Raw genomic sequence first — 11,964 nt, forward strand, 5'->3', positions numbered from 1 at the left:
AGTTTTCACCGATCAGGGGAGGGGTCGCAGAGATGCAGGTGCTGACCTCAGGCCATTACAACGCGCACACCCACGCCGTCCTGTCCGTCGACATCGTCGGTTCGTCCAAGGCCAGCGACGACCTGTTGGACCCGATGAAGACCGAGATGGAAACGCTGGTTTCCCGCTCGTTCACCGCGGTCGGGCTCGCGCCGGGGGAAGCGCGCCACTTCCGGGAGACCGGGGACGGGCTGATGGTCGCGTATCCGGACCACGCCGTCGGCCAGCTCTGCGAGGTCGTGTTCCACCTGGACCATCTCCTCCGGACCCGCAACCGCTACGCCCGGGTCCCGATGCGGGCGCGCGTGGCGGTCCACATGGGACCGATGGCGGACAACCACCGCTACCACCGCACGTACATCACGCTGACCCGGTTGCTGTGCGCCTCCACCTTCAACGACGCCGTGGGCTACTGGTGCCGTTCGGATCCGACGGGCGACAAGTTCGGCGCCGGGATGATCGTCTCGCAATCCGTGTGGCGCAACGTGGTCGAGCCGTTCGGGGTCGCTCTGGTCCCGCCGGCCCGCTGCGCCAGGATCAGCGTCACGACACCGGATTTCGCGGACAGCGCGTGGATCCATCTGCCGGGCTTGGACGCGGAAGCGGTCCTCGCCGAACTGAACCCCGCTGTCGCGGTGCCGCTCGTGTTCGACCGGGTGAGCCGGTTGTCCACGACGGCCTGACCCAGACCGGGCGGTCCGGTTTCCAGGGAGGGAAAACCGTATCGCTCGCCGGTTCCCGGCCCGGTACCCCTACGCCGGGCCGGGAACCGGACCCCCGGCGCGGGGGTGAGGGCGCGGGTCATCCCCGCCGCGCCCTCTCGCGGAGACCTCGTGAGTGGTAAGGACGGTTAGAACCGTCCTTACCACTCACGAGACGGGACCACACGCGGCTCGCTACTGTCGGCACCTCTTGCCGCTGTTGACGCACTTCACCAGCTGGTTCATCAGCCGCTGCGACATGACGTTCGCGAAGTCGTCGTGATCGGAGCGAGGATCGTGCTTCTCCTGCGCGAACGCGTCGACCGCGTACTGCCCGGCGGCCTGGATCTCCGGCGGGATGTCGTACACGAGCGTGATCCGCAGCTGCGGCACGTTCTTGAAGCCGCGCGGGCATTTCCCGTTGCGGTCGGAGAACACGATATGCGTGCGGTGGTTGGCGCTGTCGGTGTTCTTCCCGTCCCAGCAGTTCGGGAACGAGTGGATACGCGTGACCTTACTGCCCCGGGGGCAGATCGGGTACAGCTCGGTGAGCCGGTCTTCGAAGCCGGTGCAGGTCCAGCTGGGCCGCGCGTTGGCCGGGCCGTTGGTGCTCTGCTTGGCGTCGCCGTAGAGCACACGCAGGAATTTCGGCATCGCGACGACCCGGCGGGCGCCGCCGCTGGTGAAGGTCAGGTCCACCTTCTCGGCGCGCTGGATCTCGCCTTTGTTGTCGCCGATCTCGTTGTTGTCGTTCGCACCGGGCAGGTCGGCGGCCTTGCCGTCGGACTTCTTCTTTTCGGCGTCGCCCGCGGCGTTGACGTTGCTGTTGTCGCCACTGTTGTCGAGGCCGCCCTCGCCATTCTGCTTCACCGCGCAGCCGGCCAGCTGGTCTTCGTTCTTCGCGACCGGTTTGCCTGCTTGCCGCAGGGTGTCGGCGATCTTCTCGATCGACGGCTTCCGCTTGTTCTTCAGTTCGTCGAGCACCTGGCCCGCTTGTTTTCCTTGCGCCAGCTGGTTGTCCGCGTTCTCGGACTCCTGGTCGAGCTTGTCGAGGTTCTCGTCCACCGCGGGCATGGCCTGGTCGGGGACCTCACTGAGTTCACTGAGCTCGCTGGCGACGTCGGGGCAGTCCACTTGGGCGGCCGCCTCGTCCTTGGCCGCGCTCGCGCGGTCGGCGGCGAGTTTCTCCTCGTTCGCCGCCTCGTTCTCTTCCTCTTCTTCGGTGTTGATCCGGATGACCGGCCAGAAATAGGCCGACTTGTCCCCGTTCTTGCACGTGGTGCCCGCGCGCAGCAGGCTCTTGTTGTTCGAATCCGCGTTGGTCGACAGGTTTCCGACGTAGTCGTGCAGATGCTCGGCTCCATTGCGGACACCGGGCTGCGCGATGAAGTTGTCGCCGTTGAAGTGGCCGTTCTCGTTGCGGCCGCAGTCCACGGTGAACGTCCCTCGTGCGCCTCGTTTCGCGAGGTCGAGGTTGACGTTGTTGCCGCGGGGGACCTTCGTGATGTCGATGAAGAAAGACTTGTCCGCGCCGTCGGCCCTGGCGGCGTCGGGGGTTCCGGTCGTGTTGATCACGACGATCCCGCTGACGGCGAGGGCGAGGGCGATGGCGCCCGTGGCGACCTTGGTACGGCGTGCCATGCGATGGCGGCCGGCGGTTCTTTGGTTACGGGGCATGAACTTGTTCACCTCGTTCGGTGTCGTTGCGCGGAGCCCGGGGGATGCGGCGCCGGCAGCACCGGCGTCACTGACTCCGCGTTGGCTGAAACGGCCCCGACGGGTGCCCGGTTCAAAACGCGACCTCGCCGTTATGCTTTCGTTATCTTGCGACGGCGGTGGTAGGCGAGTCCCAGAACGATGGTGATCGGCCCCCACAAGGCGAGCGGGGCGATGCAGATCGAGGCCAGCGTTTCCCAGCCTTCGTGGACGTAGGCGGCGTTTTCGGCGACGCCGAACACGGTGAGCCGTCGGCCGTCACCGAGGGGGATCGAGCTGAAGAGCGCGGTGAGGATCAAGCCTCCGGCCACGGCGGGAACGACCGCCGCCATTGGCCGGACGGATTTGCCGCCGAGGACCGGGATCCATCGGGGCACCACCTCGCCCCAGCCTCGGACCAGCCCGATGGCCAGGATCGCGATCACTTCGGAAAGCACGCTGAGCGTGAGGACGTACGGAATGCTCACCCAGTAGTCCGGCATCTCGCGATCGTGGATCTGCCCCATTTCGAAATGCACCGCGAAGGGCAGCCGCCACAGACACGAAGGCAGCAGGAGCCAGGGGAGTGCGTAGGCCAGGCGCATCGCCGATCCTGTCGCCGTGTGGCGCCGGAAAGATCACTCGCGCGGACAAGTGCCCTCCTTCCGGAGAGGGAGAAGGCCCGGCCTCGGGGCAGTCGAGGCCGGGCCGGTTTCCCACTGGTCAGGCGTCCACCTTGTCCTTGGGCTCCGCCTCGGTGGCGGTGGGACGGGCAGGCAGGAAACGCTTGATCAACGGGAAGAACAGGATCACCAGGATGATCACGTAGACCACGATCGCGAACGGGGTGTTGACCAGTCCGGTCAGCTCGCCGTCACTGAGCTGCAGCGCGCGCCGCATCTGCTGTTCGGCGGCCGGGCCGAGGATGACGCCGATGATCGCCGGCAGCACCGGCAACCCGTAGCGGCGCATCGCGAACCCGATCAGGCCGATCACGAACATCACCAGCAGGTCGAAGATGTCCGCGTTGACCGCGTACGCGCCGACACTGGCGAAGAACAGGATGCCCGCGTAGAGGTACGGCCGCGGGATCCGCAGGAGCTTCGCCCACAGCGGCGCCAGTGGCAGGTTCAGCACCAGCAGCAGCGTCAGTCCGACGAACAGTGAGGCGATCAGGCCCCACACCAGCGAAGACTCCCGCTCGAACAGCAGCGGTCCCGGCTGGATGCCGTACTGCTGGAACGCCGCCAGCATCACGGCCGCGACCGCGGTGGTCGGCAGGCCGAGCGTCAGCATCGAGACCAGCGTCCCGGCGGCGGAAGCAGACGCCGTCGCTTCCGGGCCCGCGACCCCTTCGATGGCGCCCTTGCCGAACTCGTCCTTGTGCTTCGAGAGCCGCTTTTCCGTGACGTAGGAGAGGAAAGTCGGGATCTCGGCGCCACCGGCGGGCACCGCGCCGAACGGGAACCCGATGACCGGACCGCGCAGCCACGGCTTCCACGTCCGCTTCAGATCGGCACGCGAAAGCCAGGGCCTGCCGACCGGGATCGGTTTGAACGCGTTGCGCCGCAGGTGTGCGGCGACCCAGAGCGACTCGCCGACCGCGAACAGTGCGACCGCCACGATCACGACGTCGATCCCGTCGGCGAGATGCAGTGAGCCGAAGGTCAGCCGCTGCTGTCCGGTCATCTCGTCCAGGCCGACCAGCCCGATGGTGAGCCCGATCAGCAGCGACGCCACGCCGCGGATCCGGGAACTGCCCAGCACCGAGGTGACCGCGATGAACGCCAGCACCATGATCGCGAACAGATCCGGCGCGCCGATGTCGACGGCGTGTTTCGCGATCACCGGGGCCAGCACGACCAGCGCGATCGTGCCGAGGATACCGCCGACGAAATGCCCGATCGCGGCCGCCGCAAGCGCTTGCGCGCCGCGTCCCTTGCGAGCCATCGGGTTGCCGTCGATGGCCGCGACCACCGCGGCGCTCTCACCCGGCGTGTTCAGCAGGATCGACGTCGTCGAACCGCCGAACATCCCGCCGTAGTAGATGCCGGCGAACATGATGAACGCGCCGGTGGGCTCCAGCCCGTAGGTCACCGGGAGCAGCAGCGCCACCGCCATGGCCGGGCCGATACCCGGCAGGACACCGATCGCGGTGCCCAGCAGTACCCCGATCGCCGCCATCGCGATATGGGTCGGGGTCAGCGCGGTGCCGAAGCCGTCGATGAGTTGCTGGAACATCAGAACACCTCCATCAACGGGCCACCGGGGAGCGGGACTCCGAGCAGGTTGTTGAAGACCAGGAAGGTCACGACGGACATGCCCGCCGCGATCAGCGGGTCACGCACCAGGTTGCGGCTGCCGAGCGCGTACGCCGCGCCCCAGAACAGGATCGCGCCCGAGATCGGGAAACCGACCAGGCCGATCAGCGCCGCGTTGGCGAGGAAGGCGCCGCACAGCAGCAGCACCGTGCGCAGATCGGCGGGCGCGGTCAGGTCGATGTCCTCGCCGCCCTCGGCCTCGCCCTTGCCGCCGCGCAGCACGTCGCGCGCCAGCAGCACGGCGACGAGCAGCAGCAGCGAGCCGACCAGGATCGGCACCGCCTTCGGTCCCACCGGGCCGCGCTGGGCGAAGTCGGTGGGAATGCTCAGCGCGTCGGTGAGCACCAGGACACCGAGCACCACGAGCCCGACGCTCACCCCGAGTTCGGAGCGCTCCTTCAGCCACGTGGTCGTCATGCCAGACCCAGCTCTTTCAGCACCGTTGCCACTCGAGTGTTCTCCTCTTCGAGAAACGAACCGAACTGCTCACCTGGCGCGAACGCGCCGGTCCATCCGTTGCGCTGCAAGGCTTCCTGCCATTGCGGCGTCTTCTGCAATCGCTCGAACAGGCTCACCAGCTTCGCGCGGTCCGATTCGGTGATGCCGGGCGGCGCGACGATGCCGCGCCAGTTGGTGAACTTGACGTCCACACCGGACTCGGCAAGCGTCGGCGCGTCGATTCCGGGGATCCGGTTCCCACTGGTCACCGCCAGGACCCGGAGCGTGCCCGCCGCGATCTGGTCGCGGTACTCGCCGACCCCCGAGACGCCGAACGCGACCTTGCCGCCGAGGACCGACGCGAGCAGTTCACCGCCTCCGTCGAACTGGACGTAGTTGACCGCCTTGGGCGCGAGCCCGACGGCCTTCGCCATCAGCATCGGCGCCAGGTGGTCCGGGCCGCCGGGCGACGAACCGCCGCCGACCTGTACCGCGCCGGGGTCCTTCTTCCAAGCCTCGATCAGCTGACCGATGTTCTGGTACGGCGAGTCCTTGCCGACCACGACGATGTCCGACTCTTCGATCAGCTTCGCCACCGGCGTGGTGTCGAGCAGCGAAGACGGCGACTTGTTCGTGAACACGCTGCCGACGACGCCCAGGCCCATCGACATGACGAGTTTGCCGTTGCCGCGTTCGGCCACCGTGCGGCCGAGGCCGACCGTGCCGCCGGCGCCGGGGAGGTTGAAGACCTCCGCGTTGCCGAGCAGGTCGGCGTCTTCCATCGCCTTGGTCGCCGTGCGCGCCGTGATGTCGTAACCGCCGCCGGGCGCGTTGGGCACGAGCACCCGCAACGACCGGATCTGCGAGCCCTCGTCGGCCTCGCCGCCCGGGGTGAGCAACGGTGGCACCAGCAAAACGGCGACGAGCGCCGCCGCGATGGCCAACCAGCTACTGGGCTTCACTGTGATCCCCGCCTCTCTGCCGCGTGGTTGGACATGTTGCACTCGTGTAAACAGAGATGTCTCGCTTAGACGCCTAAGGTTTCTTTTGTTCTTTGTGGTCACGCGGAGGTGGCGATGGGTGCTCGGGGTTCCTTGGCCCGCCAGCTCCTCGTGTGGCAACTCGTAGTCGTCACCTGCCTACTGTGCGCGGTGGGCGTGCTGGCCGTCGTCCAGGCGGGGAACAACTTCCGCACGACCGAGGGACGCCGGGCACTTTCGGTCGCGGAGAGTGTCGCCGCGCAGGGGGTCGTGGGCGACCTCGAGAACGGCCCGTTCGAATTGAACGCGCCCGCGGAGACCGCGCGAAGCCTCTCCGGGGTGGATTTCGTGGTCATCGCGAGCGCCGACCGCTCCGTGCTCGCGTCACCTGATCCGGGTCAGGTGCGGACGCTGCTCGACATCGGAGAGAGCACTGTCCTCTCTGGACGGTCCTGGGTCGGTGAACTCGACGGTTCGATCGTGGCGCACGTACCGGTGCTCGACGAAAAGGGCGGCAAGGTGATCCGCATGGTCGCGGCGGGTTCGAAATCGCCCGGGTTCTTCGCCGGCGTGCTCGACTCGCCGGACAACGCGCTGCGGGTGCTGGGGGTCGCGCTGGTGATCGGGGTGAGCGGTTCGCTGCTGCTCGCGCGGCGCGTGAAGAACCAGACGCTCGGCCTGGAGCCGCACGAGATCACCGCGCTGGTCGAGAACCGGGAGGCGCTCCTGCACGGCATCAAGGAGGGCGTCGTCGGTCTGGACCCGCAGCACCGGATCACCCTGGTGAACGATCAGGCCCGCGAACTGCTGGCGCTGCCGGAGGACGCCGTCGGCAGGTCGGTCGAGGACCTCGACCTCAACGAGCGGATCCGCGACCTGCTCACCGGCCGCGCGACCGGCGCCGACCAGATCGTGTTGCGGCAAGGGAAGGTGCTGACGCTGAACCGGATGCCGATCGACGTGCGAGGAGCCGTGGTCACGCTGCGGGACCGGACCGATCTGATGACGCTGCGGGACGAACTCGACGCCAGCAGGCATGCGACCGACACGTTGCGGGCGCAGGCGCACGAGTTCAGCAACCGGCTGCACACCATCTCCGGGCTGCTGGAACTCGGGGAATACGAAGAGGTTCGCGGCTACGTCAGCCGGATCAGTTCGGCGCAGGGGGAGTGGCGCGCGGAGGTCGGCTCACGGGTCGGCGATCCGGCGGTGGCGGCGTTGCTGATCGCGAAGGCGTCACTCGCGGCGGAACGCGGGGTCGGGCTGCGCATGGCCCCGGACAGCGAACTGGACCGCGTCGAGGACGCCCTTTCCACGGATCTGGTGACAGTGCTGGGAAATCTCGTCGACAACGCGCTGGACGCGCTGAGTTTGAACAAGCAGGGCGGGGAGCAGGGCTGGATCGAGGTCGGGGTGTGGCAGGAGGAGGACGAAGTGCGGGTGGAGGTCCGTGATTCCGGACCGGGAGTCGCCCCGGAGATCGCGGAAGAAGTGTTCGAGCACGGGTTCACCACGAAGGCCGCCGCGCACGGCCAGCGCGGGCTCGGGCTAGCGCTGATCCGGCAGGCGTGCGTGCGGCGGGGCGGTTCCGTCGAGGTGCACAACTCCGGCGGCGCGGTGTTCACGGCGAGGTTGCCGCGATGATCAAGGTGCTCGTCGTCGACGACGATTTCATGGTCGCGAAAGTCCACAGTGGATACGTCACGCGGACGGAGGGGTTCGCCGTGGTCGGGGTCGCGCACACCGGTGCCGACGCGCTTCGCCTGGCGCGGGAACTGAAACCGGATCTGGTGCTGCTCGACGTCTATCTTCCCGATCTCGACGGGCTTTCGGTGCTGCGGGAACTGCGCGCGACCGAGGACGTCGACGTCATCCTCATCACCGCCGCGACCGACGTGGAAACCGTGCGGCAGGCGATGCGGGGCGGCGTCCTGCACTATCTGATCAAGCCGTTCGAGTACGCGTCACTGCGCGATCAGCTCACCCATTTCGCGTCGTTGCACCAGCGGCTGGACCGGCTGGCCGAGGCCGGGCAGGCCGACGTCGATCAGGTCTTCGGCGCGCGGCCGAGCGCGAAACCCGTGCTGCCCAAGGGACTCACCGTCCAGACCGCGCGGTTGGTGGAAACCGCGCTGCGGGGCGCGGCCGGCGGGATGTCCGCGAGCGAATGCGCCGAGGCGACCGGCGTGGCGCGGGTGAGCGCGCGCCGGTACCTGGAGCATTTCGTGGCGACCGGAAAGGCCGAAGTGACCCTCAAGTACGGCGGGACCGGACGCCCCGAACGCCGTTACCTCTGGTCCTGACCCCTTCCGCGTTCAGTCCTCTAAATGCGGCTAGGCGACATCCTGGTCCGGCGGATTCGCGGCATCGACGTCGGCGCGGAGCCCGGCGATCAGGCGTGCGAGACCGTACTCGAACGAGGCGGCCGGATCCTCGTCGTGGTCGCCGTCGATGTGCTGTTGTTCGTCGATCGCGCAGCCGAGCGTGTACCGGCTGATGGCGAGGATCGCGTGCGTCGCGTCTTCTTCGGTGAAACCGGCCCGCAGCAACGGTTTGATCAGCGGCGTCATCGCCGACCGGTCGGTCGGGCGGGAGCCCGCGTGCAGGCGGGCGCCGTCCCGGTAGGACAGCAGGGTGCGGCGGATGGTGCGGGCGCGCCGCGCCAGCCACTCGGCCCAATCGTCCATCGCCGAGGGATCGTCCAGCGGGGCGAGCCGGTCGTTCAGCATGGTCTCGGCCATCTGATCGAGCAACGCCTGCTTGCTCTTGAAGTGCGTGTAGAGCGCGGGACCCCGCACGCCGAGTTTCTCCCCGAGCTTGCGCAGGCTCAATCCGTCCAGCCCGACCTCGTCGAGGAGTTCGAGCGCGGCTCGAACGTAGCCATCCCGTCTCACGACCATGCGCACACCTTCGCCGGTCCGTATCGGACTTGACAACTCGGCAATATCTTATCACCGTTAAGATCTTAACGGTGATAAGATGGGCAGGTAGGATGATCGGAAGTCCCGAGGAGCGCATAGCCCCGGCGTTGTGGGGGATGGCCTCGATCCTGACCCTCGGCGGGTTCCTGTCGATGTTCATCTCGACCGTCGTCAACGTCGCGCTCGGCACGATCGCGGCCCGATTCCAGGCACCGCTCGGTACCGCCCAGTGGATCGCCACCGGCTATCTGCTCGCGCTCGCCGCGATGGTGCCGGTGAGCGGCTGGGCGAGCCGCCGCTTCGGGACGACGCGGCTGTGGCTGGTGTGCGTCGGTCTGTTCGCGGTGCTTTCCGTGCTCTGCGCGACGGCCCCGACGATCGAGGCGCTGATCGCTTTCCGTGTCCTGCAAGGCGCCGCGGGCGGGCTGCTGGTCCCGGCGGGACAGATCCTGTTCGCGACGACGGTGGGGCCGAAGCGGCTCGGCCGGATGATGGCCGTGCTGAGCATCCCGATCTACCTCGCGCCCGTGCTCGGCACCCTGGCGGGCAGCGTGCTCACCGAGCGGTTCGGCGTGCCGTGGTTGTTCCTGGTGAACGTGCCGCTCTCGCTGCTCTGCCTGCTGCTGGGCCGGAAACGGTTGCCGAAGGAGGGCTTCGTCGACACTCGGCCGCTGGACCGGCATGGGTTGGCGCTCACCGTGACCGGGCTGCCGTTGCTCGTGTACGGCTTCGCCGAAGCCGCCCCGATCGCGGCGGCCGCCGGCGCGACCCTGCTCGCCGCCTTCGCGGTCAGCGCGCTGAGGTCGCCCGCGCCGTTGCTCGATCTGCGGCTGTTCCGCGACCGGACGTTCTCCTCGGCCGCCGCCGTGATCTTCGGGATGGGGATCGCGTTGTTCGGCGCGATGATCGTCCTGCCGCTGTACTACCTCGACGTCCGGCACGAAAGCCTCGTCGCCACCGGCTTCCTGACCGCGCCCCTGGCACTCGGCACGGTGCTGGCCCTCCCGCTCGCGGGCAGGCTGACCGACCGGATCGGCGGGGCCCGGGTGATCTTCGCCGGGCTGATCGTCACGATCGCCGGGACGGTGCCGCTGGCGCTGCTCACCGGAACCGACAGCTACTGGTGGCCCTCGGCCGTGCAGGTCGTCCGCGGTTGCGGGATCGGACTCACCACGACCCCGGCGCTCGCCGCCGGGCTGGTGTCGGTGCCCGAGGCGCGAATCTCCCACGCGATGCCGCTCTTCGCCATGCTGCAACGGATCGGCGGATCCTTCGGGACGTCGATCCTGACCTCGGTCGTCTCCGCGCGGTTCGCCGCCGCTCCGGGGGCCGCGGCGGCCGTCGCGGGCACGCACTGGTGGATCGCCGGGATCACCGCGATCGTGCTGATCCCGGCGTGGCTGCTCGTTCGCGCCGAATCGTCCACAGTGGACTGACTGTGCCGGTGGGTTTGTTCCCGCCCGATGCGTCCCGATGGTTCCGAGTGGCATTCGGGACAGCCGGTGGACAACGCCGTAGGCTCAGGTGAATGAGCACGGCATCCACCTCGGAGCATCCGATGGTCGAAACCCGGCACCAGACCCAGCTGCTCACCCTGTTGCGGGATGAGGGACCGATGTCCCGGGTCGAACTGGGGGAGCGGCTGGAGCTGCCGCGTGCCCGGGTGGGGGCCGAGGTCGCGCGGCTGGCCGAGGTCGGCCTCGTCGAGACCGCGGGTCCCTCTGCGAGCCGCGGCGGCAGGCGGTCCACGCTGGTGCGGCTCGCGGGAGACCTGCGGGTGCTGTCGGTCGACGTCGGCGCGACGTCGGTCGGGGTCGCGCTCACCGACGCTTCGTGCGAGGTGCTGGTGCACACCGTCGAGGACTGCGACGTCCGGCAGGGTCCGCACGCCGTGCTCAAACGCGTCGTCGCGCTGGCGGAGAAGATCCGCGAAGAGGCGCCGGGCAAGCTGATCGCCGCTGGGATCGGCCTCCCGGGGCCGGTGAGTTTCGCCGAGGGCATGGCGGTCGCGCCGCCGATAATGCCCGGCTGGGACCGGTTCTCCGTGCGCGACCATCTCGGCGGGCTGCTGCGCTGCCCGGTCACCGTCGACAACGACGTGAACTCGATGGCGCTCGGGGAACGGCACGCCGGCGTCGCGCGCTCCATCGACGATCTGGTGTTCGTCAAGATCGGTACCGGGATCGGCTGCGGGATCGTGCTCGGCGGCAAGGTCTACCGCGGCGTCGCCGGCACCGCGGGCGACATCGGGCACATTCGCCTCGACGACTACGGGCCGACCTGCGCCTGCGGTGAGACGGGCTGTCTCGAGGCGTACTTCGGCGGCGCCGCGCTGGCCCGCGACGGGCTGACGCTGGCCCGCAGCGGCCGGTCGGCATACCTGGCCGACGTCGTCGCGGACCGCGGCGTGATCACCGCCGCGGACGTCGGCCGCGCGGCGGCATCGGGCGATTTCGGCGCGGTCAACCTGATCCGTGACGGCGGGCGGCGGCTCGGGCAGGTGGTCGCCTCGCTGGTGAGTTTCGTCAACCCGGGCATGGTCGTGATCGGCGGCGGCGTGGCGCAGCTCGGGCATCAGCTGCTCGCCGAGATCCGCAGCTCGGTCTACCGGCGGTCGCTGCCGCTCGCGACCGGGAACCTGCCGATCGTGCTGTCCGAGCTGGGGGACACCGCGGGCGTCATCGGGGCCGCTTGGTCCGCTACTGATCGGGCCTTCACGCTGAGCAGCTGACCGCTTGCGGTGGTCGTGAGTGGCGATTCGGGTTAGAACCCGATGTCCTGTTTCAGGACCTCACGGACAGATGTGTTTCAGGACATGTCGGACAGTTTTGGGTTGGTCAGTGGTTGGTAGCGTATTGCTCTGTTGAGG

The 11,964-nt window shown here is 68.4% G+C and carries 11 protein-coding genes; 5 read left to right on the forward strand and 6 right to left on the reverse strand.

Annotation, left to right across the window (positions count from 1 at the left end; all coding sequences use genetic code 11):
- The first annotated feature begins 32 nt into the window (after positions 1-32).
- Positions 33-722, forward strand: coding sequence for a hypothetical protein (locus tag AC069I_RS37745; protein ID WP_340684177.1), 690 nt, complete (start codon positions 33-35; stop codon positions 720-722).
- Positions 723-935: 213 nt separating this feature from the next.
- On the opposite strand, the gene AC069I_RS37750 is transcribed toward AC069I_RS37745, so the two are convergent.
- The 5 genes from AC069I_RS37750 to AC069I_RS37770 all read right to left on the reverse strand — a co-directional run bounded on the left by AC069I_RS37750 (position 936) and on the right by AC069I_RS37770 (position 6,138).
- The gene (locus tag AC069I_RS37750; protein ID WP_478267484.1) at positions 936-2,381 is read right to left on the reverse strand and encodes a DUF1996 domain-containing protein; all 1,446 of its coding nucleotides are present in this window, start codon (positions 2,379-2,381) and stop codon (positions 936-938) included.
- Positions 2,382-2,548: 167 nt separating this feature from the next.
- A complete protein-coding gene (locus AC069I_RS37755; RefSeq protein WP_478267485.1) occupies positions 2,549-3,040 on the reverse strand; it encodes a hypothetical protein in 492 nt (163 codons plus the stop codon).
- A gap of 118 nt (positions 3,041-3,158) precedes the next feature.
- Positions 3,159-4,676 carry a tripartite tricarboxylate transporter permease gene (locus tag AC069I_RS37760; protein ID WP_478226856.1) on the reverse strand — a complete coding sequence of 506 codons (1,518 nt, stop codon included), beginning with the start codon at positions 4,674-4,676 and terminating at the stop codon, positions 3,159-3,161.
- Positions 4,676-5,173 carry a tripartite tricarboxylate transporter TctB family protein gene (locus tag AC069I_RS37765; protein WP_378440887.1) on the reverse strand — a complete coding sequence of 166 codons (498 nt, stop codon included), beginning with the start codon at positions 5,171-5,173 and terminating at the stop codon, positions 4,676-4,678. Before AC069I_RS37765 ends, AC069I_RS37760 begins: the two co-directional genes overlap by 1 nt.
- Positions 5,170-6,138, reverse strand: a complete 969-nt coding sequence (locus AC069I_RS37770) for a Bug family tripartite tricarboxylate transporter substrate binding protein (RefSeq protein ID WP_478235037.1) — start codon at positions 6,136-6,138, stop codon at positions 5,170-5,172. The genes AC069I_RS37765 and AC069I_RS37770 overlap by 4 nt, the downstream gene beginning before the upstream one ends.
- Before the next feature lie 132 nt (positions 6,139-6,270).
- Here AC069I_RS37770 and AC069I_RS37775 point away from each other — a divergent pair, with 132 nt between their 5' ends.
- Together AC069I_RS37775 and AC069I_RS37780 are read left to right on the forward strand one after the other, a co-directional pair.
- Positions 6,271-7,818, forward strand: a complete 1,548-nt coding sequence (locus AC069I_RS37775; RefSeq protein ID WP_478226857.1) for a sensor histidine kinase — start codon at positions 6,271-6,273, stop codon at positions 7,816-7,818.
- Positions 7,815-8,477 carry a response regulator gene (locus AC069I_RS37780; RefSeq protein ID WP_478234941.1) on the forward strand — a complete coding sequence of 221 codons (663 nt, stop codon included), beginning with the start codon at positions 7,815-7,817 and terminating at the stop codon, positions 8,475-8,477. The genes AC069I_RS37775 and AC069I_RS37780 overlap by 4 nt, the downstream gene beginning before the upstream one ends.
- A 30-nt stretch (positions 8,478-8,507) precedes the next feature.
- Here AC069I_RS37780 and AC069I_RS37785 read toward each other — a convergent pair whose 3' ends face one another.
- Positions 8,508-9,074 carry a TetR/AcrR family transcriptional regulator C-terminal domain-containing protein gene (locus tag AC069I_RS37785; protein ID WP_340685812.1) on the reverse strand — a complete coding sequence of 189 codons (567 nt, stop codon included), beginning with the start codon at positions 9,072-9,074 and terminating at the stop codon, positions 8,508-8,510.
- Positions 9,075-9,166: 92 nt separating this feature from the next.
- Between AC069I_RS37785 and AC069I_RS37790 the strand changes: the two genes are divergently transcribed.
- Together AC069I_RS37790 and AC069I_RS37795 are read left to right on the forward strand one after the other, a co-directional pair.
- Positions 9,167-10,531 (forward strand): DHA2 family efflux MFS transporter permease subunit, encoded by a 1,365-nt coding sequence (locus tag AC069I_RS37790; RefSeq protein WP_478267486.1) that lies wholly within the window; start codon positions 9,167-9,169, stop codon positions 10,529-10,531.
- Between the two features lie 92 nt (positions 10,532-10,623).
- A complete protein-coding gene (locus AC069I_RS37795; RefSeq protein WP_478267487.1) occupies positions 10,624-11,826 on the forward strand; it encodes an ROK family transcriptional regulator in 1,203 nt (400 codons plus the stop codon).
- Positions 11,827-11,964: the final 138 nt, after the last annotated feature.

The organism is Amycolatopsis sp. NPDC043885 (assembly GCF_056435685.1).

What these genes read in the sequence shown, in the direction of transcription:
- AC069I_RS37745 (WP_340684177.1), top strand. Translation starts at nt 33, where the DNA reads ATGCAGGTGCTGACCTCAGGCCATTACAACGCGCACACCCACGCCGTC.
- AC069I_RS37750 (WP_478267484.1), bottom strand. Translation starts at nt 2,381, where the DNA reads ATGGCACGCCGTACCAAGGTCGCCACGGGCGCCATCGCCCTCGCCCTC.
- AC069I_RS37755 (WP_478267485.1), bottom strand. Translation starts at nt 3,040, where the DNA reads ATGCGCCTGGCCTACGCACTCCCCTGGCTCCTGCTGCCTTCGTGTCTG.
- AC069I_RS37760 (WP_478226856.1), bottom strand. Translation starts at nt 4,676, where the DNA reads ATGTTCCAGCAACTCATCGACGGCTTCGGCACCGCGCTGACCCCGACC.
- AC069I_RS37765 (WP_378440887.1), bottom strand. Translation starts at nt 5,173, where the DNA reads ATGACGACCACGTGGCTGAAGGAGCGCTCCGAACTCGGGGTGAGCGTC.
- AC069I_RS37775 (WP_478226857.1), top strand. Translation starts at nt 6,271, where the DNA reads ATGGGTGCTCGGGGTTCCTTGGCCCGCCAGCTCCTCGTGTGGCAACTC.
- AC069I_RS37780 (WP_478234941.1), top strand. Translation starts at nt 7,815, where the DNA reads ATGATCAAGGTGCTCGTCGTCGACGACGATTTCATGGTCGCGAAAGTC.
- AC069I_RS37785 (WP_340685812.1), bottom strand. Translation starts at nt 9,074, where the DNA reads ATGGTCGTGAGACGGGATGGCTACGTTCGAGCCGCGCTCGAACTCCTC.
- AC069I_RS37790 (WP_478267486.1), top strand. Translation starts at nt 9,167, where the DNA reads ATGATCGGAAGTCCCGAGGAGCGCATAGCCCCGGCGTTGTGGGGGATG.
- AC069I_RS37795 (WP_478267487.1), top strand. Translation starts at nt 10,624, where the DNA reads ATGAGCACGGCATCCACCTCGGAGCATCCGATGGTCGAAACCCGGCAC.